At 30.2% G+C, this 26,799-nt stretch carries 25 protein-coding genes and 2 pseudogenes; 2 read left to right on the forward strand and 25 right to left on the reverse strand.

The window, feature by feature from the left end; all coding sequences use genetic code 11:
- Positions 1-7: 7 nt before the first annotated feature.
- Together KA926_RS07160 and KA926_RS07165 are read right to left on the reverse strand one after the other, a co-directional pair.
- Positions 8-1,506: pseudogene (locus KA926_RS07160) on the reverse strand (NAD-dependent epimerase/dehydratase family protein).
- A 195-nt stretch (positions 1,507-1,701) separates the two neighbouring features.
- Positions 1,702-1,892 (reverse strand): annotated as a pseudogene (locus KA926_RS07165) (hypothetical protein).
- A gap of 173 nt (positions 1,893-2,065) precedes the next feature.
- Between KA926_RS07165 and KA926_RS07170 the strand changes: the two are divergent.
- Together KA926_RS07170 and KA926_RS07175 are read left to right on the forward strand one after the other, a co-directional pair.
- The gene (locus KA926_RS07170) at positions 2,066-3,244 is read left to right on the forward strand and encodes an MFS transporter (protein ID WP_107386644.1); all 1,179 of its coding nucleotides are present in this window, start codon (positions 2,066-2,068) and stop codon (positions 3,242-3,244) included.
- Positions 3,245-3,364: 120 nt separating this feature from the next.
- Positions 3,365-4,045 carry a flavin reductase family protein gene (locus tag KA926_RS07175; RefSeq protein WP_107386645.1) on the forward strand — a complete coding sequence of 227 codons (681 nt, stop codon included), beginning with the start codon at positions 3,365-3,367 and terminating at the stop codon, positions 4,043-4,045.
- A 140-nt stretch (positions 4,046-4,185) separates the two neighbouring features.
- Here the strand turns inward: KA926_RS07175 and KA926_RS07180 are convergent, their stop codons facing one another.
- The 23 genes from KA926_RS07180 to KA926_RS07285 form a co-directional block, all read right to left on the reverse strand.
- Positions 4,186-4,854, reverse strand: a complete 669-nt coding sequence (locus KA926_RS07180) for an ABC transporter ATP-binding protein (RefSeq protein WP_210144039.1) — start codon at positions 4,852-4,854, stop codon at positions 4,186-4,188.
- 17 nt (positions 4,855-4,871) lie between these two features.
- Positions 4,872-5,921: an ABC transporter permease gene (locus KA926_RS07185; protein WP_210144041.1), complete on the reverse strand. Its 1,050-nt coding sequence runs from the start codon at positions 5,919-5,921 to the stop codon at positions 4,872-4,874.
- A 167-nt stretch (positions 5,922-6,088) separates the two neighbouring features.
- Entirely contained in the window at positions 6,089-6,277 is a 189-nt protein-coding gene (locus KA926_RS07190; protein ID WP_107524220.1) for a hypothetical protein, read from the reverse strand.
- A gap of 614 nt (positions 6,278-6,891) precedes the next feature.
- Entirely contained in the window at positions 6,892-7,017 is a 126-nt protein-coding gene (locus KA926_RS14070; protein ID WP_264291903.1) for a hypothetical protein, read from the reverse strand.
- Between the two features lie 19 nt (positions 7,018-7,036).
- Positions 7,037-7,636, reverse strand: coding sequence for a hypothetical protein (locus tag KA926_RS07195; RefSeq protein WP_210144043.1), 600 nt, complete (start codon positions 7,634-7,636; stop codon positions 7,037-7,039).
- Positions 7,637-7,775: 139 nt separating this feature from the next.
- Positions 7,776-8,267, reverse strand: coding sequence for a hypothetical protein (locus tag KA926_RS07200; protein WP_107386471.1), 492 nt, complete (start codon positions 8,265-8,267; stop codon positions 7,776-7,778).
- 15 nt (positions 8,268-8,282) lie between these two features.
- A complete protein-coding gene (locus tag KA926_RS07205) occupies positions 8,283-8,573 on the reverse strand; it encodes a hypothetical protein (RefSeq protein WP_107386472.1) in 291 nt (96 codons plus the stop codon).
- A 289-nt stretch (positions 8,574-8,862) separates the two neighbouring features.
- The gene (locus KA926_RS07210; protein ID WP_226952115.1) at positions 8,863-9,498 is read right to left on the reverse strand and encodes an HTH domain-containing protein; all 636 of its coding nucleotides are present in this window, start codon (positions 9,496-9,498) and stop codon (positions 8,863-8,865) included.
- 168 nt (positions 9,499-9,666) lie between these two features.
- Entirely contained in the window at positions 9,667-10,113 is a 447-nt protein-coding gene (locus KA926_RS07215; RefSeq protein WP_107386473.1) for a JAB domain-containing protein, read from the reverse strand.
- 27 nt (positions 10,114-10,140) lie between these two features.
- On the reverse strand, positions 10,141-10,647 hold the full coding sequence (locus tag KA926_RS07220) for a DUF1643 domain-containing protein (protein WP_107386474.1): 507 nt from the start codon (positions 10,645-10,647) through the stop codon (positions 10,141-10,143).
- A 15-nt stretch (positions 10,648-10,662) separates the two neighbouring features.
- On the reverse strand, positions 10,663-10,974 hold the full coding sequence (locus KA926_RS07225; protein ID WP_073345744.1) for a DUF960 family protein: 312 nt from the start codon (positions 10,972-10,974) through the stop codon (positions 10,663-10,665).
- A 95-nt stretch (positions 10,975-11,069) separates the two neighbouring features.
- A complete protein-coding gene (locus KA926_RS07230) occupies positions 11,070-11,408 on the reverse strand; it encodes an SAUGI family uracil-DNA glycosylase inhibitor (RefSeq protein WP_107386475.1) in 339 nt (112 codons plus the stop codon).
- Between the two features lie 105 nt (positions 11,409-11,513).
- Positions 11,514-13,190, reverse strand: a complete 1,677-nt coding sequence (ccrC, locus tag KA926_RS07235) for a cassette chromosome recombinase CcrC (RefSeq protein WP_210144044.1) — start codon at positions 13,188-13,190, stop codon at positions 11,514-11,516.
- Between the two features lie 224 nt (positions 13,191-13,414).
- The gene (locus KA926_RS07240; RefSeq protein WP_210144046.1) at positions 13,415-15,034 is read right to left on the reverse strand and encodes a DUF5906 domain-containing protein; all 1,620 of its coding nucleotides are present in this window, start codon (positions 15,032-15,034) and stop codon (positions 13,415-13,417) included.
- Entirely contained in the window at positions 15,034-15,402 is a 369-nt protein-coding gene (locus KA926_RS07245) for a hypothetical protein (protein WP_150890062.1), read from the reverse strand. The genes KA926_RS07240 and KA926_RS07245 overlap by 1 nt, the downstream gene beginning before the upstream one ends.
- A complete protein-coding gene (locus tag KA926_RS07250) occupies positions 15,395-16,504 on the reverse strand; it encodes a DNA polymerase family A protein (RefSeq protein WP_210144048.1) in 1,110 nt (369 codons plus the stop codon). The genes KA926_RS07245 and KA926_RS07250 overlap by 8 nt, the downstream gene beginning before the upstream one ends.
- A gap of 194 nt (positions 16,505-16,698) precedes the next feature.
- Positions 16,699-18,687 carry a DUF6038 family protein gene (locus tag KA926_RS07255; protein ID WP_210144050.1) on the reverse strand — a complete coding sequence of 663 codons (1,989 nt, stop codon included), beginning with the start codon at positions 18,685-18,687 and terminating at the stop codon, positions 16,699-16,701.
- Positions 18,688-18,716: 29 nt separating this feature from the next.
- Positions 18,717-19,568, reverse strand: coding sequence for an LEM-3-like GIY-YIG domain-containing protein (locus KA926_RS07260; RefSeq protein WP_210144051.1), 852 nt, complete (start codon positions 19,566-19,568; stop codon positions 18,717-18,719).
- Positions 19,569-19,750: 182 nt separating this feature from the next.
- Positions 19,751-20,071 carry a hypothetical protein gene (locus KA926_RS07265; protein ID WP_245335840.1) on the reverse strand — a complete coding sequence of 107 codons (321 nt, stop codon included), beginning with the start codon at positions 20,069-20,071 and terminating at the stop codon, positions 19,751-19,753.
- A gap of 325 nt (positions 20,072-20,396) precedes the next feature.
- On the reverse strand, positions 20,397-21,401 hold the full coding sequence (locus KA926_RS07270) for a hypothetical protein (protein ID WP_245335841.1): 1,005 nt from the start codon (positions 21,399-21,401) through the stop codon (positions 20,397-20,399).
- A 92-nt stretch (positions 21,402-21,493) separates the two neighbouring features.
- Complete coding sequence (locus KA926_RS07275) at positions 21,494-22,486, reverse strand: HNH endonuclease (protein WP_210144053.1); 993 nt, start codon at positions 22,484-22,486, stop codon at positions 21,494-21,496.
- Positions 22,487-23,108: 622 nt separating this feature from the next.
- Complete coding sequence (gene mcrC, locus KA926_RS07280; RefSeq protein ID WP_210144054.1) at positions 23,109-24,143, reverse strand: 5-methylcytosine-specific restriction endonuclease system specificity protein McrC; 1,035 nt, start codon at positions 24,141-24,143, stop codon at positions 23,109-23,111.
- Positions 24,140-26,278, reverse strand: coding sequence for an AAA family ATPase (locus KA926_RS07285; protein ID WP_210144056.1), 2,139 nt, complete (start codon positions 26,276-26,278; stop codon positions 24,140-24,142). Before KA926_RS07285 ends, mcrC begins: the two co-directional genes overlap by 4 nt.
- Between the last annotated feature and the right edge of the window lie 521 nt (positions 26,279-26,799).

A 26,799-nucleotide genomic window follows, 5' to 3' on the forward strand; every position in this document is an offset into this window, starting at 1 on the left:
TTAGCCGTTACAATTCGGCATTGGACATGTTATTTTTTCTAGCTAAATACTTTTTCAATCCATATACTTTCAAAACAATTGCACCTGTAATAACAATTGGCAAAATAAACTTCTTTATATTAAAGTATTCTCCTTTATTAGTTTTTTGGCTATTAATCTTGAATTTAAAAAGATTCATTACACTTTTATGAACTTTTGCTTGGGTATACTTATATACCCACCAAGGTAACGTCGGTTCATATTCTTGTAACGCTATGATACATGCGTCACTATTAGGTAATCTTCTAAACTCTAATCTCGCATTACCACCATCTGAATCTAAAGCGAAATCTCCACCAACAATTCGATATAAAATTCTCTCATTATTAGAAGCTTTAAAATCTTTACTTAATAATAGTAAGTCCTTATTTAAACACGGCACACTAATCGTAAAGTTATCTTCGTTAAAATCACTATTAACGACATTTAATGTAATTCTATTTAAAAAATTTGCATATGATTCTGCCAATTGAATCATATTTACATCTTTAGGTAAGACTACCCTTGATATTGCTCTAACATCTTTAATATCGCCCTTACGTGATGACTTCCCTTTCTTTTGTGTCTTAGTTTCTTCTTCCAAGGCATTACGCACACTTTCCTTATAATCAATCTTGCCTATAGAAATGTCTTTCACAATATTTTCATCATTTCTAATCATATCATGAATTAAGCTATCCATTAACGGATAGACCATTTCTTTTGGGACACCTGAAATAAGTTTCACCCAATATTTACTTAGCCAAATGGGAATAATAGGCAAATCTATCGTAGGTAATCGTTTACCTAGTACCTCTGCAGTTTGCTTGAATAGATCTTTATAAGTCATATGACTAGGTCCACCAATATCTATCGATTCGTTCTCATTTGGATTACGCTCTACAATTTTATATAAACCGTCAATCACGTCGTCTATTGCAACTGGCAATGTTGTATTATAAGCCCATTTTGGTAGTAACAGGCCAGGTAATCTTTCTACTAATTTTTTAATATAGGGTAAGAACTTCCTTTAGAGCCTATAATCAAACCAGCTCTTAAAGTACTTACTGGTACACCATATGATCCTAAAATCTGTTCGCACTCTAAACGGCTTCTTAAATGTGGTGATAATTCATTTGTATTAGGTATCAAACCACTCATAAATACAATATGCTGAACTTTGTTATAACTTGCGGCTTTAGCAAAATTATCAGCTAATAATGCATCCATATCTTCAAAGCTCGCCTGCGTCAACTTAGCTGAAGGCATCATAGAATGGACAAGATATATAGCGATATCAATATCCTCCATTACCTCAGTGATTTCATTTAAATCAAACAAGTCAGCTGCCTTCCAAGTAACATTGTGTTCATTTGATTTATTTTCTATATTTCTAGAAATAGCTATAATTTCATAGTTATCTTTTAATTTATTCATTAAGTGACTACCGATATATCCCGAAGCGCCTGTTAATAATATTTTTTTCATATATTTAGCCTCCAAATAGAAAAAGATGGGCAGGTAAACTTTACCTCAGCTCATCTTTAACTTAACGAGCTCACTTGCTCATTATCTTAATTGACAAGAGCTCCAAGTCTCTTACTTAATATTGTACCCTTCTTAAAGCTTTTCAATCTTTATTAGCAAGAATTATGAAATAACTCTACGAATCATCAAAATTGTCTAAAAAAAGGGGATAGTCTTACTTGCTTTAATGATGTCACTAGTAAAAAAAACTCTTTCCCTTTTCCTGTATAAGCTGGAATTAGTATCATATTTGCTTTAGCGCTATATAACCATTCTGGATTTAAACCAGAATTCAATATATCTTGATATTCTTGAAAAGTATTTTCCCAATTTAAGTTTATTTTCATTAATTTACCTCCTGAAAAAGCTCCCATTCGATTGTCATCAATTTCTACACTCACTTACCTATTTCCACTTCATAAAAAATTCAAAACAGAAATGAACATTTTTTCAAAAAAGGTTTTCCAAAACCTAAATAAATGTAATAATGGAGACAATTCATTTTCAAGGAGTAATACGTATGGAAGCGTCAAAAAATTATAATATAATAACATTTGTTTTGTTTATTTCTGGTATCTTAATTATGTTTAATCTATATACCGCAATACCTATAACAGAGCATTTAGCTAATGATTTTGGTATATCTCAGTCAGTTGCAGCAATGAATTGTGTGGTTTTTTCAGTCACTTATTCCATTAGCTGTTTATTTTATGGTACTATTTCAGAAAAATTTGGCAGAATACGTGTCATTTTACTTTCACTGATTGGTCTAATTATAGTTTGCTTTTTGATTGGATTTATAACTTCTTTTAATACGTTATTGATTTTACGAGGCCTCCAAGGGATATTTGCAGCTGCATTTTCTCCCATAGCTATTACTTACACTACCGAAACTTATCCACTTAAAAAGAGGTTAACAGCAGTAAGTTTTATTAGTACAAGTTTTATGCTATCTGGTATTTTAGGTCAAAATTTTTCAGAAATATTAATCAGCCAATTCGATTGGCACATTATTTTCTTTATACTTTCTTCACTATACATCTGCTTAGCTATTATCATCTTTAGAAATGTCCCAGAAAGCCCTGTAAAAAATTCAGATGTTCAAATCCTTAAATACTTTAGCAATTTTAAAGGCTTTGCTAAAAATCGAAAAGTATTAATCTGCTACTTTATTTCTCTAACATTACTTACAACATTCATTTCTATGTATGCAGTAATAAATGAATTCATACTATCGGATTCTATACACGGAGATAATCACACAGCATTTCTAGTAAAATTATTCGGTGTTTTTGGTATGCTAAGTTCATTAATGTCGGGACGTATTAGTAGTAGGTATGGTGTCAAATTTGTTTTAAATATTGCTTTAGGCGTTTGTGGTGTGACATTAATATTAATGCCTTTTGCACATAATATTCTGCTAATAACATTTTTAAGTATATGTTTTGTTGCTGGAATTGCGTTTGCAGTCCCTTTAGTTATCGCAAAAGTAAATATGGTAGTGTATGGAAATAGAGGTTTCTTCTTGTCTGTTAACACATTTATTCTATTTTTAGGTACAGCAGTTGCTCCGATCCTATCAATTTACCTTACTTCTCTAAATAATTTTACAAGTATGTTTGTAATCATATCATCTATTGCATTCTTAGCATTCCTTGCTTCATTATTCTTGCCAAGCGATGAACAAACAACTTATTGATGCACTTTTCATTGTTCTATAGTTTGAACTAATAAATCAATTCAAATTTAGTATTAGACGTTTACATTAATTACAATTATTCTTGCAGTAGTTTCAAAATTTTTGAGGAGTGATCATGTTATGAATTATTCACCAAAACAAGGCACACGTAGCCATGGTTTACCACACGATACTTTTAAAAGCAGTACTGTTCCTAGACCAATTGGATGGATTTCAACAATATCAAAGGATGGTAAAGATAATTTAGCACCTTATAGCCAATACCAAAATTTAACATGGGATCCGCCTATGGTAATGTTTGCAGCTAATCAATCTGTTTTAGGAGAACACGAGCGTAAAGATACAGTTAAAAATGCAGAAGAAACAGGATGGTTTGTTTGGAACATGGCAACTTATGATTTAAGAGAAGCAGTAAACTTATCTGCTAAGGCATTGCCACCAGAAGAAGATGAATTTGAATTTGCAGGTGTAGAAAAAGAGAAATGCATTGAAGCGCCTGGTCACAGAGTCAAAGCATCTCCTGTACATTTTGAGTGTGAATATGTCCAAACAGTGCGTATCCCTATTGGCGATCCAGTATCAACTGTAGATATGGTAATAGGCCGTGTAGCACAAGTTCATATTGATGACGAAGTTATTCTAGATAATGGGAAACTTGATATACAATCTATTAGACCTATTGCGCGCTTAGGTTATTATGACTATACAGTTGTCAACCAAATTTTTGAAATGAAAGCACCATCTGCATCAAAAGAAGAGTTAGCTGGTTTAGAAGGAAGAAATTTTGATAACAAATCATAATTATTTCTTTATAAACCCCATTATTTACAAATAAAAATGCCTACTTAATTTTATAAGTTAAGTAGGCTAAATTTATATTAATTTCGAATCTAATATTTATTAATTAGTAGTACCTTGAATTAATTATTAGCGTTAAAACATTAGACTTGAGCTTGCTCTAATACTCCGTCTTCCATATGATAAACCTTATCACAATATGACGTAAGTCTTTCATCATGTGTAACTACTATACAGGTTTTGTTTTTTCTTAATGTCTGTTCCTTTAAAATCTTCATAACTTCCATAGCATTCTGGGTGTCTAAAGAGGCCGTCGGTTCATCTGCTAAAATGATTGAAGGTTGCGTATATAAAGCTTTGGCAATTGCCACACGCTGCTTTTGTCCTCCAGATATCTCACTTGGAAGCTTATTTTCAATTGTTTCCAGATTAAGCTGTGACATAAGTTGATTATACTCATCTTCACTTAGCACATTTTTCTTTTGTTTCTTTAGTAATTTAAATTGTTGTTTTACAGTTAAAAAAGACACGAGATTAGTGGCTTGCAGTATGAATCCAATTTCTTGCATTCTTGTGTGTGCTAGTGCTTTCTGAGACATACCGGACACTTCGCTCCCATTAATTATAATATCACCCGAACTGGGCGTTTGGAGCGCCCCCGCCATAGTTAAAAACGTGCTTTTTCCAGAACCAGAAGGACCAATAATAGCAATGAGTTCTTTTTGATTAAATTTTAGTGAGGTAAGTTTTACGGCTTCTATTTTTTGATTTCCGTCTTGGAAATATTTAGTAACATTTTTAAATTCTAACATTTAATTACACTCCTTATTTACCCTATCGCTTTAAGTGGATCCACTTTTCTTATCGTTAATATAGAGAACAGACTACCTAATAGTGAAACAACAATCAGTACAATACCGTATATCGTTAGAGTTGCTATACTAAATTTAATAGGCACTGCACTTGGTAAAAATAACCCTGTTATTAATGTCAGTATTAATCCAACAATTGTTCCTATCAAAGCAATAATAAACGTTTGTGATATTACTACCTTTGCTAAATAACCATTTGTAAAGCCTTGAGCTTTTAATACACCAAATAAATTTGTCTTTTGCAGTGTAATCACGTATAAAAATATACCTATAACTGTTGCTGAAATAACAAATAGAAATGAAATCATAAAATTGAGGGTTAAGTTTTGTGCTTTATAGCCAGGTAAATTCTCAACAAAATTTTCAATTTCAATAGCTTCTAAATTGCTATCTAAATTCTTTTTATTCCATTCTTTATCTTTAACAACTACAGCGTTCGTCATGCCTTCTTTTAAGGATGGATTAATTTTTTCTATTGTACTATTACTTGAGAAAATCACAGGCAAAGCGTTATATTTTGCACTCTCACTAAATCCTACTATTTTCAATTCTTCATCAGACTGTGATAATGACAGTTTATCACCAACTTTGAAACCATTTTCTTTAAGCGTTTCATCAGCAATAACTTCATTATCAGAATTAAATTTCTTTCCTTCAATCATATTGGGTACTAAAAAAGAATTATCTTTAACACCAAATAGCAATGCATTCTCTTCGGTATCTCCGTTAGAAACAATAACACCCGTCTGCTTTAAACTTGCTTGTTGCTTATATGTGTTTTCTACTTTATCTAAGTTAAAAACTGATTGTTCAACCGTTTGATTTGCATCTTTATTTAACACAATTGCATCAGCGCCCCATTTATCAATACCCTCTCTGTTCATATTCATTAATCCACTGGCTAAACCAGATAATAAGAACAGTAAATAACTTATCATTATCAGAACGCCAACGATTAAACTAAACTTCAATTTATTACGTTTAATTTCATTCCATGCTAAAAACATAGATGCCCTCCTTTTATTTAGTACAATAATATGATTAATTGATTTTCTATTTATGTGCAGTAAATGCCTTAACATCAATTTTAACAATTTAATATAATATTTCATAGTATATGATTCAAGATTTAAATTAGATCCAACGCAATTTGACTAATTAACACAAGTACCCCCTATTCCTTAATTAAGAAATAAATATAAATTAGAGGTGGTTCAAGGATATTTAAATAGTTCATTAACTGACTAGATAAAATTAATACGAATAGCGATAAGACACCTATTAAAAGTGATAATCTAAAATCATTAAGACTTTCTATCGATTTCATTCTAACTGTAAATCCTCCTGCCATAAACATCGCCATCCAAAACCCGCCAAAGATTGCAAAGTTTGTGTAAACTATGCCGATTAACAAACTAAAACTACCTATTATTTGTATGACACCTGTTAAATGCATAAACTATATTAGTATATTTAGATTTTTAAATTTAACCTTTGCATTTTTACTACTAATAATGTTTGTAACTGATAACCCTGTAAATCCAGTTCAGAGAATAAGTTGAATAATTATTTCTATCATTTGCTTTCCTACTTTCTATTAAGTAATAACTATCGTATTATAATTTAAGTCGATAGTTCCTTCCTGAAGTATTAATTTTCCACTTATATTTCACTATTAACATGTATAATTGTCGACAACAAAGTGTATTTCTATCTACTATATTACACATTTTTTAAATTAACTTGCTAATTAAATTATTATTATTATAGGTTAAGTGAATACAACAGCATAATTAATTAGATGCCGCAGAAAATATATTTTCTTTTTAACGAAACTAAATGCTAAAGCTATAAGGCTTAATACATTCTTCCTGTGCCTCTTGTTCTTGTGTGTTAATATCATCATTACTAGCTTCATTTTCACGATTTGCATCATCTATTTCGTTGTTTCCTTTTGTATCTAATTCATTATTATTATCATCCTATTTCTGCAATTCTTTTTTCTAATTCTACTTCTTGATACTTGTTGTATTCGAAGACTGCCACCGTTGCTAAAATACCTAAAATAGCAATTACCGTGATTATACTTAGTAATTTTCTCATAATATATTCATCTTTAAGTTTAATAATTGCCTCCTTGACCATTGGCGCGTGCTTCAACCTGACCTCTTAAATATTCTTTATATGCTGGATTTTTAGATAATTCATCTACTGCATCAGCATCTTCGCTTGACATGCCTTCTTTATATGCATCTAAAAAATCATCATCAGACATGTTTTTAGCATCTTCAGCTGTATATTTAGGTGAACTTTCTTCTGTATTTTCTCCATTTGTAGCTCCACCACCAGATTGGGCCATAAAACCTTTTTCAAACTCTTCCTCTTCTTCAGGAGAATCAAATTCACCAGTATAGTCTATGCCATTCTTAGTTTTTTTAATTTCTTCACCATCTTCTGTTGTTCGCACTTCATTAGTATTGAGTTCTTCATTAGAATTATTATTTGTGTTTGTTGGTTCTTGAATTTCTGTTTGGTTTGTAGTTTGATTTTGTTGTTCTTTTTTGGAAGTTTTGTTTTTACTATCTTTTTGTTTGTTTTCAGTTACTTTAGTTTGTTCTTTTTTAAGTTCTAAATCTTTGTAACTTCCATATGCAAATACAACTGCAACTCCCAATATTGCAACTAATAAAATAACTCCTAAACTTGCTAAAAATTTTTTCAACTTAATATCCCCATTCTTTCTAAAATCGCTTTATATTATTATATTAATCTATTTTTCTACGCTTTTATATATTTATTATTAGAATAATTAAAAAAGACATACTTTTTAGGTCAATATGTCTTTGAAAAATATTACTTCCTTATTGTTCTTTAATTTCTATCGGCTGACCCAATTTACTTTCTATAATTTGTGAAATTTCTTTTCCTAATGGCCCTTTGATTACAAGTGTACGTCTTGCAACTGAGGTAAGTATTCCAAATACGGCTCCGATGGCTAGTATACTTCCACCAGAAGTCAAAGCAATTACTGATCCTAATGCAATTTTCCCCAATTGTTTAAAAGGTTTTTTGTTAAATATAACTGTTATTCCAATAACATTAGGTGTCTTTGTCTCTCCAATAATAATTAAATAATTACTTTTATGACTCTTAAAATGATATGTTATTATTTGTGCATTATCTTTAAATACTTTTAATAGTTCGCGCTCATGGCTATTCGATTTTTCAAGAATTTCTTCTTCTTTAAGGACTTCGGTTTCTTTACTAAATGTATATTTTTTATTTAAAGCAAGTGTTTTTAGTTCATTTTCAAAATCATTTAAAGATTTCGCTTCATAATATGCAAATTCCATTTATTTCACTCCCTGTTATTTTTCCCATTTGTTCGTTTCGTGATTATAAGTGAATCCTCTCTCTTGTAATAAGGATTTAGCCGCAATATAAGTATCATAATCCCCATCATCTTTCTTCTGTATCTCATATATTTCCATTAAGTCTTGGTTAGAGCTATCACTTAAAGCGTCTCTCATCAAACCTCTATCGCCTGTTGTTTCCCAAATCGCACCAATGGCAGCGCCAACAGTCGCAACTGAATAATATGCTGCTGCACCGACACCTTTCCCAATACCTTTACCTATCGTTTTTATTATGTTGCCCATGATTCCCATTCCTTTCGTATTTAATAATTTATAAAATATTGTAAATTATGTTTATTCTTGAACCTGTTGTTTTAAATATGTTGACTGCAATAAAAATAATTCATCAATCACTTGTTCTCTCAAATCAGGGGGTGAAATAATACGTATATTGGATCGATACATAAAACAGAGTTGAATCGCTTCGAGCCTTGTCATTTTGAAAGTGACGATAAGATAATGTACATCATATTTTTATATTACATGAATTTGATGATATCGATGCATTTTTAACCAGACATCTTTAGAAATTTCAAAAGTAATATAGGTTTGTACCTTTTGTTTTTTCTTGTATGTCCACAGGTTTTTCAGACAAACTCAGATTCATTTGACTAATATCATCGATATAAATTTCATCGTCCATTCGATATACTAAGTGAAAAGCATACATTTGATAGTATATCGATAAAGGTAATAATAGTTTTTGATTGTATTGAAGATATTTATTTTCGTTCATTGCTTGAATAGCTAATGATGATGTCGAAATACCTATTTGATTTTTATCAATTTCAAAGATCTCAAGATATTTTAATAATTTAGTTCGATTATCTGAATGATGTCTGATGATTAATAATTTAAGATATTGATAAAAGTAATGGCTTAATTTTGGTGTGGTTAGGTATAAAGCAGTCAAAATATCATACATAAAATACATATTTTCACTTTTATTTTGTGCGAGCTTATAACTTTCTGATTTATAATCGTACGTAATTTCTTTAGGTGCACTTATCCATGATTTGCTTTCATATAAGAAGTTTCTGATATCATCGATATCTCTTTGTATCGTTCGAGGACTTGTATCAAGTTCTAATGTAAGTGATTGCTTGTTGACGGATTTATTTTGTAGTAAACGATTGTATATCGTTAATATTCGAAACGCACGATCCAATATATCACCTCCTTTAAGTTATATATTACAAAATAGGTTTGTCACAATAAGTCAACCTCCGTATATTTATTAAAAGTTGTGAAAAATATTTTTCAGATAAAAACATTGATATAAAGGGATTTTATAAATGTTGGAAAGTGACAAAGTAATGGTAGTGACAAAATACGGCTATATCTCTACCTTTAAATCACGTTGTCTAATGGTATAGGTATGACTATCTGAGAAAATAATATGGTCATAAAATAAAATGCCCATCATTTCACTGATGAGCATTAATCGTTTGGTTACATTAATATCTTCAGGAGAGGGTGTTACATCTCCACTTGGATGATTATGACCGAGCATAATACTATTGGCGTTACTGAGTATCGCTGTTTTGAATATTTCTCTAGGGTGAATCACTGTTTGGTTAATAGAACCAATCGATAGTGTTTGAATATGTGTAGGTTCATTTTTACTGTTCATACATATAAGAATAAGATGTTCTCGGTCACTATTGCCAATGAATGATCGCATGATTTCTGCCGCATCCTCAGGGTTTGAAATACGATTTTTTAGATAATTTAATGTATTTGTTTTTATCATTTGTAGTGAAACGATATTGATTTCTTTCATAATTTACCTCCATCCTCCATATATAGGTTACGCTTTCAAAGTCCATTTCTGTCTTGCTTTCGGATTAAGGGGGTGCATGATTTCATTGGTTGCTGGGTTCATGAGTTGTTTCACTTTCTTCTTATGTGGTTTCAACATTTCTAATACTTCATTAACACGTGCTTCTACGACGGGTTTTTTAGCGTAAGCGCCCCAAGCTAATATCACTTCATCTGATTCTTTCACTGCCTTCATAATTTGAATATCTGTATGCTTATCATAGGCATTTTCTAAATGTTTGAGATTGATAGGTGTCGTAATATTAGAATATAGATTCACAAAATTGATTGAACCAAATGCATCCATTTCTGAAACTTTGTTCATAATGAGCTGAGTTGTTAGGTCGATGTTGAGAATGCCATCATAATGCGGATACATCGTGATTATCGTAATCGTTTGTTTTTCACTGTCCCATGTTTTCTTAAGTAGATAGCGGTGTTGTTGGTCATCACTGAATATGGCTTCTGTTTCTAATGTGCTTTTGATTGTTTCCATGTAATATTCACTCCTCTAGTATTCTTCCGGTAATAACATGACGTAATAAGAAAGGTCTACATCATCTTCTCGGATAATGTAGACCTTATTAATATTGATAGCTTTTGAGTAATTAGCTTTATGAATTTTGACATACTCAGGACGTTCTTGTTTGTGTTTGATATATAATTGATTATTGTGCATGTTGAACTGGAAGACATGAAAATAATCTATTTCTTCTAGTTCCTTAGACTGTTCATTTTCACGTTGCGCTACAACTTGCCATAATTGATGTTGTAATGTGGTAGGTAAGTTTTGGGCAATACCACGAGTGATATATCTACTCATAAGCATTTCCCTTTCGTTCTGATTCTTTCATCCAAGTAATGATTTCACTTAGGATAGTGATTGCTAATTGTGTTAGTTTGATATATTTATGCATATTATTGTCCTCCTGTTAGTAAGTATCGTTGATCTAAAAGGGGCATGACCGAGTTGTGTAGATATAAGAAATCCATATCGTGGTTTTCATCAATATAACCAATGGCTATGAGCTGTTTCTGATAGTAGAGAATGAAAGGGTAGATATTACTTTCGTGAAGTGTATCAGAGTAGTAGGTGTAGGTTTGAAGTGTTTTATTACTGAGTGGCCCAAGCCTTACATATTGGTCAGGTAAGATATCATCAGCTACTTCTTCGATGGATTCACATTCCCATTTTTCTTCCTTTGGCAGATTGAATAAGTTGGTTACATAGTGCTTGAGTTGTTGTTCTAATGTCATAATTATGACCTCCTAATGTATTTGATAGATGTATGCATGTGATACATCATTTTGATAATATATATTTGATTTTTATTTCATTTCTCTCACTTTTGTCACTGAGAATTAAGTGGTAAAAGTGGTAATTTGGTCGATGAAATAATCGTTTCGACCGTCTATTTCGAATTGGAATTTGGGCATAAAAAAAGACCCCCAATCTTTTTTCAAAGATTGAGGGATAAGACTTTCGTCAATTTTATACCTTACAAGTTTTACTTGTTTATCTGTCGTAATTTCAATTGAATCAATTAACATTTTCATAAGTTGATTTTTAGCTTCGGGTGTAGACTTTCTTAAGTACACGCTGAATCGTGTTATCATCAAAATGAGTCGTCCTTTTAATTTATCAAAATTGGGTATTTCATCCTGTGATTGATTTGCTTGTTGCGCTTCTTTAATTTGTTGATCTAATACTTCTAACTGTTGATTCATTTGACTTTGTTTATCTTTTAACATTTCGCTATCCATTTGATCATCTAAGAACAATTCTAACAATCGTTCTTGTTGTGTTTTAAGCTTAGCTTTTTGTTTTTCTAAACTATCAATGTCATATTTTATTTCTGTTTGTTTACTATGCTTTTGTTTCAGTTCTTCTATCACATTTGACGCAATCTGCTTAATAACATCAGGTTGTGAAAGAATACGATTCAAATGAACATTGATTACGCGTTCGACGACTTCAGCATTAATCGCATTACTATGACAGGCAGAACTTCCTGAGCGGTTGAATAATGAACAAATGTAATAGCGTTTGATTGTCCGTTCTTTCGACTTTTTCGTTTTATAATAAGTCCGTCGGCATACCATATTATTGCCGCACTCTGGACATTTAATGAGCCCACGAAGATAGAAATCTCCACCAATAGGTCTGCCCGGTTTAAAACTTTTAGAAGCTAATTTTTCATGCACTTGGTCAAATACTTCTTCACTTATAATGGCTTCATGTTTACCTTTGACCAATATCACATCATTTTTATCACTTTTGCCACTTCTTCGCTGTACAGCCCAGTTTTGATGGTTATTGAATCTGACATAGCCTTTATAGACTGGATTATTCAAAATGTATTTAACACCATACACTGAAAATGGCTTTTGATTAATAGTACGATACCCCTTTTGATTAAGTACGGTTGTAATGGCTTTGAGGCCTTTATTATGATTCAAATATAAATCGAAAATTTCACGTACAATATTAGCTTCATTTTCATCGATAACCAAATCATTTTTCTGAGTAAGTGGATTAAGTGATAACTTATAGCCTAGCACTCTGCCTGTAATAGCCTCTCCACTACGTGCTTTGGCATTCATCGACATTTTGACGTTACTGATCAGTGTTGAACGCTCAATTGACCCTATTAACCCAAACATTGTAACGAGTACTTCTCCAGAAGCATTGGATGTATCAATATTCTCAGAAATCGATTTATAACCTACGCCATGTTCTTTGAATTCATGAATGATATTAAAAACGTCTCTCATTGATCGTGAGATACGATTCAATTTCCAACTTAACACCATTTCGATTTTATTATCCTTAACATCTTGTAATAGACGTTTCATTGCTGGTCGACCTTCAATATCTTTACCTGATATACCTGAATCGATATAAGTTTCATAGTCATAACCTGGATAGTTTTTCACAACTTCTTTGATGAGCACTTGTTCTTGTTCATGGATTGAATATCCACGTTCAGATTGCTCAGATGTACTTACACGTGAATACAGTGCAATTTTCTTACTCATAACGTACCGCTCCTTTTATTAGATTATTGCTACAGACTATCGGTCTTGTAACATCATATGGATAATATATATTTATAACTTCGTTTCATTTTTATCACTTTTACCACTTAATCATATGAGTACTACAGGCAACTGCCTGTAGTACGTAATTAGATTACTTACCTTTATTGATACGTTCTTCTATGATAGGCACAAGCACTTCTACAAATGCTTCAATTTGTTCATTATTCATCGTCAAAGTCCTCCCAACCTATGTTCAAATCATCTTCGTATAAGAACTCATCATCTGTTACATTCTCATTTTTATCGAATGAAATCATGTCATCTTTTTTATCAGTTTCTTTCCATCCTAAATCGACCCAATACTTATAACCATTATTTAGTCTACTTTGTACATTAAAGTTAGCTTGTACCAAATCATTAATAACTTGAGAGCTTACTTTAATTTCATCTCTAATAACCTCATTTAGCTTAGACACTTTGATACGTGATCCTGGTTTAATTGCTATAAGTTTTCGTAGTAAATTAATACATGCTTTCTGATTTGCAATACTGACTGATTTGTTAGAAACAAATTCATATCCAAAATTTAACCAATCGTGAGTAATTTCAGTGACACGACTATTTTCAAGATATTCGATATCTGCTTCTACAATTTTTTGATACACATACATCAAGTAAAGAAAGATTTCTTTCTTCTCACTCATGAGTTTATCAATTAATGAAGTATCCGCTTTTTCAACATAATATTCACATGGAATAACATTAATTCGACGCTCCAAAGCTTTCGCATGTTCAGCAGGAAAATTAAGTACCGCATTTGTACCAAAAACAAGTTTCAAATCCAAAGTGACCTCCACTTGAGTTTTTCCTTTACGATCAACATGCAATGATTCTACAGATAATAACTTTTTGAAGTCATTTACAGTCTTTTCTTGAATCCTAGATTTTCCAATTTCATGACTTGCCATTAGACTTTTGTCAATTAAACTTTCTTTGTCAAAGCGACCTTCAAGCTCATTAAGTGCCTTAGACACAATATCTTTACTATAGAAAAATGATTTAACTAGTTCAATATATACAGATTTACCATTCTTAGCTCCACCGTATAATATGAGACCTCGACGGTATTTAGTATCAGCTGTAAGTAACACTGCTGTATGTTGGAAAAGAAAGTATTGTAAATCATCGTCATAATTCGCAAGTTGTAACATATATTGGTTAAAATATGGCGGTATCTTATCAGTAATTACATCATTTGTACTTAATGATAAATTCAATCGTGTTTTTGGAAAGATATCGATTGAATTTTTAACGACTTGAAACGTATTAAGATCGAACATATTTTCACCACAACCAATATAGTGCTCATTTTCAACAAGTTCTTCTACATCTGTTGATTTTTGCAATCCATCTACGACATTTTTTAGAGTGCTTAGTGAAGGCTTATAATCTACAAGCAATACTTGTATCATTTTAGATATCAAGTCTTGTAATTCATTTCCATTTATCTTTTGCCACTCGTTAGCTTTGAAAACAAACAGTTCTGAATTAAAGCGTTTGATATGAAAAACCTTTAACATCATTTCCATGAGTACGGTGTCATTAGGATTCTTCTTAATACCAAAATAGCTATAGATGTTAGGTCGATAATCCGTATCTTTTGGGATATTAAGTCGTAACTGATCGATAAGTTCGTTATACACGGTTTCACCTTGAGCTGTTTCTTCTATTTCATTGTCATTATTAACAGGAATAGTTAGGATAGCAATCAGACCTTGACGGTCGATTGCCTCCTTAGCCACACTTATTATTTTAGTTAACATTTCGAATATACTGGTCATTATAATATGCCTCCAGTTTCATTTAATGGTGCTACATCGTGTACATAATAATTACCATTATATTGACCAATATGGATTAAATGCTTTCGGTCAATGTAAGGTTCATACGTTTTATGACTCAGGTTATAGTTGCTATGATTCTTTAGCCAATCATTTATTGACACCTGTTTAGCTGTCGCATGTGTTGAAATATTTCGATTCACGTATACAATCTGATTGTTCACTTCAATTTCATACGTGAATTGGTGTTTTACTTCACCTGAGAAATCTGTTTGGCTCACAGAATGTAACGTAGCTACATATATATTATTTTCTTTGAGTGGTGTAATACTTGGAATGTGTAGGCTTTGTCCTCTATCATTATTCATGGTCTACGCCTCCTATTTCTTCCACTGTCACATGTGCAAATTCATCATTGAACAACTGGTTAGCTGTACTTTTCATTAGCTGACCCACATTTTGTGCAATTTCTTCATCTTCACATTCAATCATAATCGCATCGTGTATCGGTACTATAATCTTGAACGTTTTTTGTTCGCACTGTGCTTTGTACACTTCCAACAAAATGTGCTTGAAAACATAACTCGCTACCGTTTGTACGTAGATTGCCATGATACTGCTACCTTGAAATGCGCTCATATCATGCTCAGTACCATAAGGCATAGGCATGGAATTACTCTTTTCGAGGTGCTTCTTAAGTTCATTGACTTTTGTAAATTTGCTGACTGCATCCAACCATTGCACTTCACTTACATATTGATTCAGCTTGAATTTAGGACTATTGAAGTTGCCACCAAATAGAAACGAGCCAATAAATGCACGTTTAACAAACTTTTTCTCTTTTTTGGACAGTGATAAATCTTCTAGTAATGCGTCATATAAACCTTCTTTATGATTCAAATAGTCAATCAGTTTCGAATCTTGGGTCATGTATCCAACAACTGAAGGGTCAAATGACTTAAAATCAATTGTATACACCTTCTTAAATTTTGAAGGTAAAATCGTATGTTGTACTGCTTTAGGTAAGCCTTGAAGATTAAAATTTTTAGTTGTGATTCGATGTGTTCGTGTACCAATCAACGATAATTGCATATATAATCGATTCGTACCATTTAATGCCTGTTCTAACCTATCAAATAGCTTTTCGATCTTATCAGAATGTTCATCATTCTTGGCTCTTTCAAGCATTGTTGCTTTGATATCGGGTAATTTATCGATATTAAGCGTAATAGGTTCTGATTCAATCTCTTCCTTTAATGATTCCAATCCTTGATGTACTTCCACGTATTGGTCTAACTTAGCTTGTTCATCAGCTAAAAGTGCATTATATTTTTGATCTAGCAGTTGGCTGAATTGTTGTTGCAGCTGCTGAACTTCATCTTGATTTGAAAATTTGTTCATTAAAAAGTGTTCTGTTTTATTGCTTTGAGGCAATTTTGTAATTAAATCACGTATATTTGTTTGATACATGGTGCTTTGCTCCTTCTATAAGTTATTACACAACAATCTCCCGGGCTGATTATCATGTGAACTTCACAACGTTGTATCTATACTATAAATGACTCAAATTAATTACTTAATGGCTTCCATAACATTGATTCCTGTAATGGAAGAGTAAAATTACAATTAAAAAGCCAACTCATTTTTGAGTTGGCTCATTATAGTTATTGTTTTTTAGTATTTGGACTAATATCATACAAATTGCTCCTAATTTTAGCTGACAATAAATTATCGATAGAAACATTTATTTTATTCTTTAATTTGGAGTCAATATCGTTTTTATCATCAAAAGCATGATATGTTTCTTCTTTATTTTTTCTTCTCTCATCTTTATCATAAGCAACATCATCAGGATAATGTTGCTCTCTTCCGCTAGACTTACTTATTTCAAGAGAAAATGGCGTTAATTTACTTTTTATTCTACTAAGTTCCTTTAAAAACGATCTATAGTATCTTGCATTTTCATCATTCGAATTTATACCATTATTTAGTAAGTAAATACCTAATCTGTCTATTGAATTTTCAACATCATTGAAAAGTTGTTTGAATAAATCTGAATCATCTTTTTCATACTTAAATTTGCTTGTTGCTACTAATTTTTCAATAGTACTACTTCTATCGTATCTTTCTTTTTCAAACATTGTTTGCATATTGTAGTTAATACTTTCCTGACCTATTTCTTGATTCAAACAATTTATTAATAATTGATCCAAAAATGGTGTCTTTATTTTATATTTATCTACAAAAAACAAGATATAATTTTTACTTTCATTATCTTTTGCTTTTACTACGTTATTACTAAACTCAAAGCAATGATATAAATAAACAAAGTTTAGTTTCTGATTATGATTTGTATTCTTGGACTGTACCTTATTATATTCATGTTGGATATCGTTAATAACTTTACCATTGAATTCAGTAATATTCTCACTAATTTGCTTCCAATTCTTCACTCCACCATCTGTCAAAAAGTAATCTTTAAAATAATTGAAACGTGACTTATCTTCATCAGCCTCATTGATTGTTTCTTCAATTGCGTTAGACATCATTCTCAATAATTTGTTGCCCTCATAATAATTACTCTCCAAAACTTTATGCATAAAACTTTCAAGTTGCAATTTTAATTTTTTATTTTCAGAGTACCATCTACATTGGGATTGATATGTAAAATCAGTCAATAATTTTTCCTTTAAGGAAGAATTATCCATATTCCTAATTGCTTTCATTATATTTTCAAAATACTCATAAAAACTATGTGAATCATCTCTTAATATTGCTTTTTCAATAGTTGGAGTATGTTTATAATTATTATCTGACTTTGGTAATGGATGCTTATCGAGAACTTTCGATAAAATATCTATAACTTGATATTGGAGTCTATTAAACTCATAGTTGGATCTTTGAGTAATATACCTTCCATCAAATTCATCTATTTCATATTCAGGATTATTAGAATTATAAAATGGCTGATATTTTGCAACATCCACATCATACATTTTCTTTAATAATTTCAATTTGTTTGTAAAAGTTGTACCCTTGACCCCTTGTTTCTCTTGTAAATGTCTTTTTTTATAAGTTATTTTAGGATTTTCTTTTACAAGATTGAAATAACTAGATGCTTGATACTTATATTCAGATTTTTCTTTATTGTAGAGATAAATATCAATATGAACCTTAAACACCTCTTGAAAAGCTTGCTTTTTATTTTTAGAATCATTCATGAGTTGCTTTAAAGCATTATACAATTGATTTTTATCCTCTTCTAATGTTTGATTTGAAAATTTGGATAAATACCATTCTTTAGTCACATCAATGTCATTTGTTCGCTTATTTAAGTAACAATGTTCTTGAATGCCTCGTTGAATACTACTTAATGATTCACTTTCAAATTGTATTTTTATGCCTTGACTATCCAATATTACTTTACCAAAATTAATCATAAACTGCCTATATGTACTAATAAAATCTTGTACCTCTCCTGCATATTCTGGTTGTAACAACGGTGATAATGGAATTTTATCTTCCATAGGCAAAATTTTAAACTTTTTGGTACACTCTTTTATATTATTTATAATTTGATCATCGATATGAACCGTATACTGCATATATATAGTATTTTCAGTAGATTTTAGAGCTGTAATATTTTTATTCACTTAATTCACCTTCATTGACCCATCTTTATTTAATTATAACTATTTATGTATGCTGTAGCACTACCACTACCAAATTTTAAATTTGGTAATGCTTTTTTGTATAAATTTAAATTGTTTAATGTTGCATCACGTTCTGAAAGCCCAATAAACGCATACCTCATTCTACCATTATTTGTTTCGATACTTTCCGCTTGTTCAAATGATACTTCATAAGCTGAGACAACTGCATTATTAGCACCTGTATTGATACCAATAATATATTTTATTTTATGTATTTTATCTTTTCCTATTATCCAATTACCTAATGTTCGCGACTTCAAGTTATTTCTATCACGTTTACTTTCATTAATAGGATACTCTTTACTTTCATCCTTATCTAATAGAAATGCATCTCTGATTTTCACTGCTAAAATTAATTCATTCGTATTTATGTTTTCAAGATTAATTGAATCGTAGCCAAATTCATTTTCTAAATCTTCAACTAAGTATGCCTTAGATCCATGACCGTTAATCATATTTGTTAATGTAGTTTTATTTGTTAGGTTAAGAAAGTTTATAAGAACATTTTCTGCAGAAAATGCTTCAGATTCGGTTAATCCATAACTGATTATATATCCTAAAACATTCAAATCATTGCTACAAATTTCATTAATTCTATTAAATTTCAAGTTATCTTTATTTTCTTCTCTAAATATATCTTCGTACAATAATTGTTTCTGCGCATCTTGTTTATGTTTAAATATTCTATTCCCCTTACCTTTACCAACATAAAAGCATTCATCATTTCTTGGGTCCATCAAACAGTATACATAAAATACGTGTTGATGATCTTTTTCTAGTTGTGCTAGTGTCGATTCAGAAAATTGATTAATGTGTTTCAATAAAATCTCTCCTTCTTTGTGAACATATTCATTTTTATACTAATTAATATAATTTCCAAAAAAATTCTGTTTATAAGTGAAAAATATTATTTATCGTTTGACTTAAATCTTCAATATATAGGTGTGCATATGTATCATTTTGGACCAATTTGAACAAATGAGAACCAAGTCTGTTTCTGAGTTTATTTCAACTTTCTTATAGTAAACATTGACTTAATATGATGAACTTCAATAAAACTTTCCCTATACCCCATAAAATTTCTCTCAAAATCAAAAACCACATACCTTACAACTTTTACCGTCGATATCAATTGCTCTTTTCTTAATTTAGAATTTCTTTCAAATTTTGTACTATAACGTGAAACTACTTTTCCTTCTTTATAATTAAAATTTACTAATTCAGAATCATTTTTACTTCCATTTACAAAAACATCCACTGTTTCTAACACAAAATCTAATAAACTTCCTTTCATTAATCGTGGGCATTGTATATTTCCTTTCATTCTTTCTTGATTCCATTAGTTTAAATTTAAAATTTCATCATCAATTTCTTTATTTAATTGTAGTTCCATAATCAATATAATTTGTACAGTTTATTATATATTCTAAATCATCAATAGTTGAAAGTGATCTATTAAACACTCTATAAACATCGTATGATATTGCAAGGTATAATCCAATATTTCATATATGTAATTCCTCCACATCTCATTAACTTTTTAAATTATGCACAACCTAATTTTTAGTTTTATTTATGATACGCTTCCCCTTTTTAGTGATATTGATAAAAAGCACTCAACATAATATTGTTAAGTGCTTAATTTTGAGTTAAATCATATTATTTTTTTCCATATATTCAATCCTTAATTGTGACAATGATTTATTAGTTTGTTCATGTATGGCTAAAATATAGGGTTTAACACTCGACCATCCCAATGCTTCTTTTACAAATAAGCTAAGTGATTTTTCCTCTTGACCATATTTAATTAGCCCATTTTCTAATACTGTACCTTTTATATCTGTATTTTTAGGTGTTATTATATCTCCAGGTTGAACTACTCCCCAAATAATCATTTCTTTAAGTCTTGGGAGACTTCTATTTTTTGCTTGTTTTCTGCTATTTAAAGTTTGTTTATCCTCTATGTCTATAAAATGTGCTTGATTTTTAGTTACCGGTAATATTTTTTCAGCATTAATTATAAAAGACCCATTGAATACATAAGGTATTAGTTTGTAACATTCTATTTGAACACCGTTCTCACTTAGCCAAGCTACTGCCGATAAAGTTTGAACATCAAAATCAGAAGCTACCAATATAATCCTTTGAGATTTATTAAAATTACCTAAACTTTTATTAACTTCTAAAAATTGAACTATTTTACGTTTGGCTAATTCATCGCTATTAAGATAAGTTAAATCTTTTGAAAATTCTTCTTCATGTTTATTTATATATTGGGCATAAATTTTGTTCACTGCATCAGAGATAGTTTCAATTGTTGCGTAACTAGCTGCATATCTAATAGCTTGAATTTCAAAGGCTTCTACTCTTTGTTTAATATCTTTTAAATCCCTTTTAATTTCAATAAGAACTATATTTCCATTTTGATCTAAAGCAGTTAAATCACTTCTGGCATTTTCTTTATTTTTTATTTGGTCTCCAATAATTAACAAAGATTCTTCTTCATCTGTAATTATCTCGATGTTTTGTCGTAACATCTCTTCTATATCTTTTTCTTGTATATTCATTTCTCCAAAGGTAACTGGTTCGATTTCCTCCAGATTATTCTGTGATAATAAATACATCCCTCGTATTCCCCCTTGAATAATTTTCATTATCATACTCTAAATTCATATGAATTACATGCATACAAAACATTTCAAGCTTTCGTAACATAATCTTTTGAATTTCTAAATAAACATTAGAATTATTTATAATATTCTGATAGCTGTTCTAAATTAATAGAAATACCATATTCTTGTAGCTGTTCCTGTCTATCAAGTAAGATTTTTTCTAATACTTCTTTTTTTTCATCATCTCTTCCATAATGAAGCAGGTTATGGCAATGACTACATAAAGACACAATATTTTCTTTAACGTCAAGACTTCTGTCGAAATCTCGATATTTACTGATTGGGATCAGGTGATGAGGTTCTGTATACTGATTGCCATTTTTTCTAGTAAACGTTCTATCATTTGTATTATATTCACACTTATAATCTGCTAATATCAAAGCTTCAACTGCCCGTTTAGGATTTCTTTTAGGTATGGTTCTTCCTGTAGATTTAGATACTATCGTCATTTGCGATTCAAAGCTGGACGTTTTTCTATCAACTTGAGTCTCATCTATGTTAGTCTCTAAATCATTGTTGATTAAATCTTTTTCCACTTGATTATATTCTGAATTTTTTTCATCTAAGATTTCACTCAATGCCCCTTTTAGATGCATCAACACTTCCGGATTCTTTTGTATCTCGATTGCTTTTTCAAGTAAAAATACAGCATGTTCTTCAGCTAAATTACACATGTATTGTTGTTTACCTCTACCATTCACAGTAAATGCACTGTCATCTTTATAATTATCAATTAGCCATTGCCTAAAATCTGCTGTATTTAAATCTTCGTCAAACGGATAATACTCTAATTTGACCATGTACCCTTCATTATTCCATAAATCACCTGTTTCACTTTGATCAAACTCTCTTGGGCGATCAGCTATTTCATAATTATCCCTAGCAACACTTATGGCAACTACTTTGCCATTTTTATTATTTAGAATAAAATCACCTTTTTTAATTTTCTTCATGTTACTATATCCAGAATTCTTTTTTCCATTTTTAGTTAACTGAGGTGACCATACATAACCACCTTCTTTTTCTAATTCATATGTTACACCTTGGAAAACATAAAAAATAGCCATATATAAATCCCCTCTCTAATAGGCACTCATATCAATATATCTCACTTATTTCTTTTCTATATTAAAATACATAACTGTATTCTTTAGCGTGTAAATACAATTATAAGACATTAAATTCAGTTTTCATATATTAGATAGATACAATACTTAACTTTTATATAATAAAAATTAAAGTTATCAAATACAAAAAGAAAATATAATGTATTAATGTAGTGATAAAATGCATAGAGAAAGATTTAATTAGAAATTACACACTATATTTTGGCTTCAGCATGAACGATGGAATTTCAGAGTATGACACACATACTAATTCATGTTCGTATTTTGATTAAATATAACTAAAATGGTGGTACTATACAAGAAATAGATGGAATCCATTAATATTATATCAACACGTAGACAACCCCTACACAACTTAATGAGTAGGGGTTGTCTAATTTTACTTATGTCCTGTTGGTATATAATCTTAGCAGTAAATTTGGTCAACTCTTGCGAGAAATCCACTAGACGAAGACTACAGACTATGATTGGTCACGGAAAGAAAGTTAGGACCAAAACTGTTAAAAAGTAGAAGTCTATAAATATAGTACTAGTTATAAAACATAATTAGCCTAACAGTATATCAAATTTCAAAGTATTCAAGTACTATTTGATTCAATTGTTCTGAAACTTGAATGAAATCGCAATTTAGATCTAATGTTTTCACACTAATATGATTTCCGCTCATTTGATAATTATTGTCGGGAACTACTTTTTCATCAGTTTTAGCATAAAGTAACATTCCCGAAACTTTTGCTGACTTTTCTTTTAAATCAATATCTAGATTTTTAACATAGGTGAAAATTTGATATAGATTTCCTGAATGAATTTTATTAACACCATAGTTATTTTGTAGTGTTTTAGTATAATACTTAGTATCAATTATTAAATATTTATTATTATATGAAAGGATAATATCGGTCTTCATCACAGGTAACATATCCCTAACTCCATCATCCACCATCCAAGGAATATAGGACGCTGTAACTGTTAATTGCGGAAATTCTTTTTTGTAATATTCAAAGATGAATTTTTCAAATAAACGTGATAGTTGTTGCTCATCTGAGTAATCCATTAGTTGATTACTTCCATCTTTTTTTGACTGTAGCAATCCTTTAATAATTAGACAACATATAGACGTTAACATTTTATATGTTTGATTATTACGAGTAAATTGTAAATTCCAATTGATATTATGTTTTTCTAATGTATCTACTTTGTCAAAAAATAATAATAACTTTTTAATTTTTTTCTTTCTCTCATTTGAAATTTCAGTTTTAAGTAACAAAATCATAGTTGTTTTTATTATCTTATTCATATACATATTAATCGAAAACTCATCATATGAACAATTGAGCTTCTGATTCATGATATCTAGATTTTTAATAGATTCTGTGATATTAATTTTGCCTCGAACCATTTTCAAAGATTCTTTTTCTTCTACGTATTCATGATGTAAGCCACGTTTTAGTTGAATAGATACACCCTTAATTAAAATAGCTGCATACAAATCAATTGCATTCTCAAAATCTTCCGTCGCGACTTTACGGTAACCTTTTTCATTTAGTACTTTATATGCATATGACAACATATAATATACATTCTTAATAGCTATCATTGAATAGCTCCTCTTAATTTTTCAGACCATGAATCTACCTTATCTGGTTCATCAAACCAATATTCATTTATTAACGGAATAATTTCATATTCTACTATATTCTCTAATTCATAGTCAGTAACATTTGATAAGTTGCAGAAATAACTATGGCCAATAATAAATCCTTCACCAAGTGACTCATCTCTTTTAATTTCAGAGTTCAAATTTAAAATACATTGAATAAGAGAATCAAATTTAGCACTAGCTAGCTTTTCTTGATATAACCTAAATCCTGTTGTCATAAATCCTGTTGTCATATTATAAAAGGCAAATCGTCTACGCAATGCATAATCTAACATTGCTAAACTGCGATCAGCTGTATTCATCATTCCAAGAATATAAATATTTGGAGGGACAGAAAACTTTTCGTCTGCGTATAATAACTGAAGTTCTGTTCCGCGTTTATCATTCTCTATTAACATGAATAGTTCTCCTAAAATCTTACTTAGATTTCCACGGTTAATTTCATCAATAATAAAGAAATAATCATTTTCTATATCATTTTCTGCTCGTTTACAAAAATTGTAGAATGTACCTTTACGGAGTTCGAATCCTGATTCTGTTGGTCTAAACCCCATAACAAAATCTTCATAAGAATAATTTTGATGAAATTGAACCATTTGAACACGTTTTTTATCCTTTACTCCCATCATTGAATAAGCTAGTCGTTTAGCTACAAAAGTCTTACCAACACCTGGAGCGCCTTGTAAAATAACATTTTTCTTTCTTCTAACTAAATTTACTAACTTAAGATAATCCTCTTCTTCCATAAATACATCATTTAAAAAATGATTTCTATCATAATTTGGTAAGACTATTTCTGTTTCATCTTCTATATCAATTTTATCTTCTTCAAATAATTTTTTAAGATTTTCAACAAAATCATTATATGGTGTAATATTGGTTAAAGTTTTAGGGGCTGGTTTTATAGAAGTGATCCATTCTCCTTTATCTTTCCAATCGACTGTACGTATATTTTTAAATTCTTGATTTGGATGATACTCATGTTCAGAAGTAACTATTCCCCAGCCAATTATTTGTTTTTGGCCTTTTTTAACATAAACAATATCTCCAATTTTCATTTCATTAGTAAATTGCCAAATAGCATTCGTAATATTAATATAGTTGTTTGTATTTCCATTAATTTCTTGTAATTTTTCTTTCATGTCTCCTCTACTTGTATACTTTGAAAAATCTTCTAATTCTTCCCAACCTATCGCCATAAGTCCTTTTTTATAAAACGCATCCCAATTAATTGCTTGCGACCCTGGTGAAAATATCCAATAATTCATTGATTCAACATCTTTATCTGCATCTGTTGTTTCAATTTTATTCTTTTTTTGTAAATTAATTTTTTCAGAATAAAGCCAAGCATCGTAACTCAATTCAATAAAGTTATCAATTAAAATTTCTTCATTTGAAAGATAATCTTGTATGTTATCAATTATTTCTATGTACTCTTCACCTGATAATTTGCCATTTATTCTGGGTAACTTATTTATTGTTTCACCAGTAATTTTACCAGATTCATATATATACCATCTAGAACGAGAATCGAGATTGATAAATTTCTCTGGAGCAATCCAGTATAAACCACTTGTCAATTTACTATTATGAATTCCTTTTTTGGACATAACTTTATCAAAATATTCTATGAATTTTTCTTGAGAAGTAGATGTAGGATCCTTAGCAAATTCTAATGCTGCCTTAAATAGCATCCATAGTTCATCAATATCATTTGTATTGCGGTCACCTTTAAAATAATAAAATGTAGCTCCCATATTATTGATAGTTGGAATACTCTCAAAACTATTTGGTAAATCTGACTTAATTTCGAAAAGTTCTGCTATTGCTTCCAATATTTTCACCTTATTCGCTAAAGTTAACCTACTTTTATTAAATAAAGCAAACACTGTAAATGGATCAATATCTGTTAAATCATTATTTCTCTCTAAAGTTGGTAGTTTAATTTCTGTCATTATATATATTTTTTTGACTTTTTCAATTAAACCATTACGATTTTCATGATATTCCAATAGTTTTTCAGCAAATTCTTTATAAAAACCAACCCACATTATATCTACTGCACTTTTCATTAAATCCACATCCCCCTATAAATACCGTTACGATAACTTTATAATTTATATTTTCCTTTATTAAATCAAATATAACATATGATTAGTATTGAAATTCTTTAGTTTCTACCACATATTCTAAGTTTCCAACAATTGATTTAATTCTATCTTCAAAATTAAATTAAAACATTAATCGATTTAATATCTGTTACTTTCATATTCTTTAATTTCATATTAACTTCCATAATTTTATCATGCTAATTACAACTTATTGTTTATTTTTATTTATGATACGCTGCTGCGTATCGGTTAATGAAGCGGTTTTCAATTTATACAACGGATCACATACATATGTTTGAACTCATCTTTAATGTAATCCACCCACTTATCACCTTTTTGTCATTGCAATTATTAATAATTCAGCTATAAAATCTTTGATTTTCGCGTTCACTTTTGGTTTGAATAAATATGTTTCCTCATCACTATTTTCAATCATTTAGTCACATCTTAAGATGCCCTTTAAAAATATTAGATCCAATCGA

The organism is Staphylococcus sp. GDY8P94P, assembly GCF_017892255.1.
Classification (GTDB): Bacteria; Bacillota; Bacilli; order Staphylococcales; family Staphylococcaceae; genus Staphylococcus; species Staphylococcus cohnii.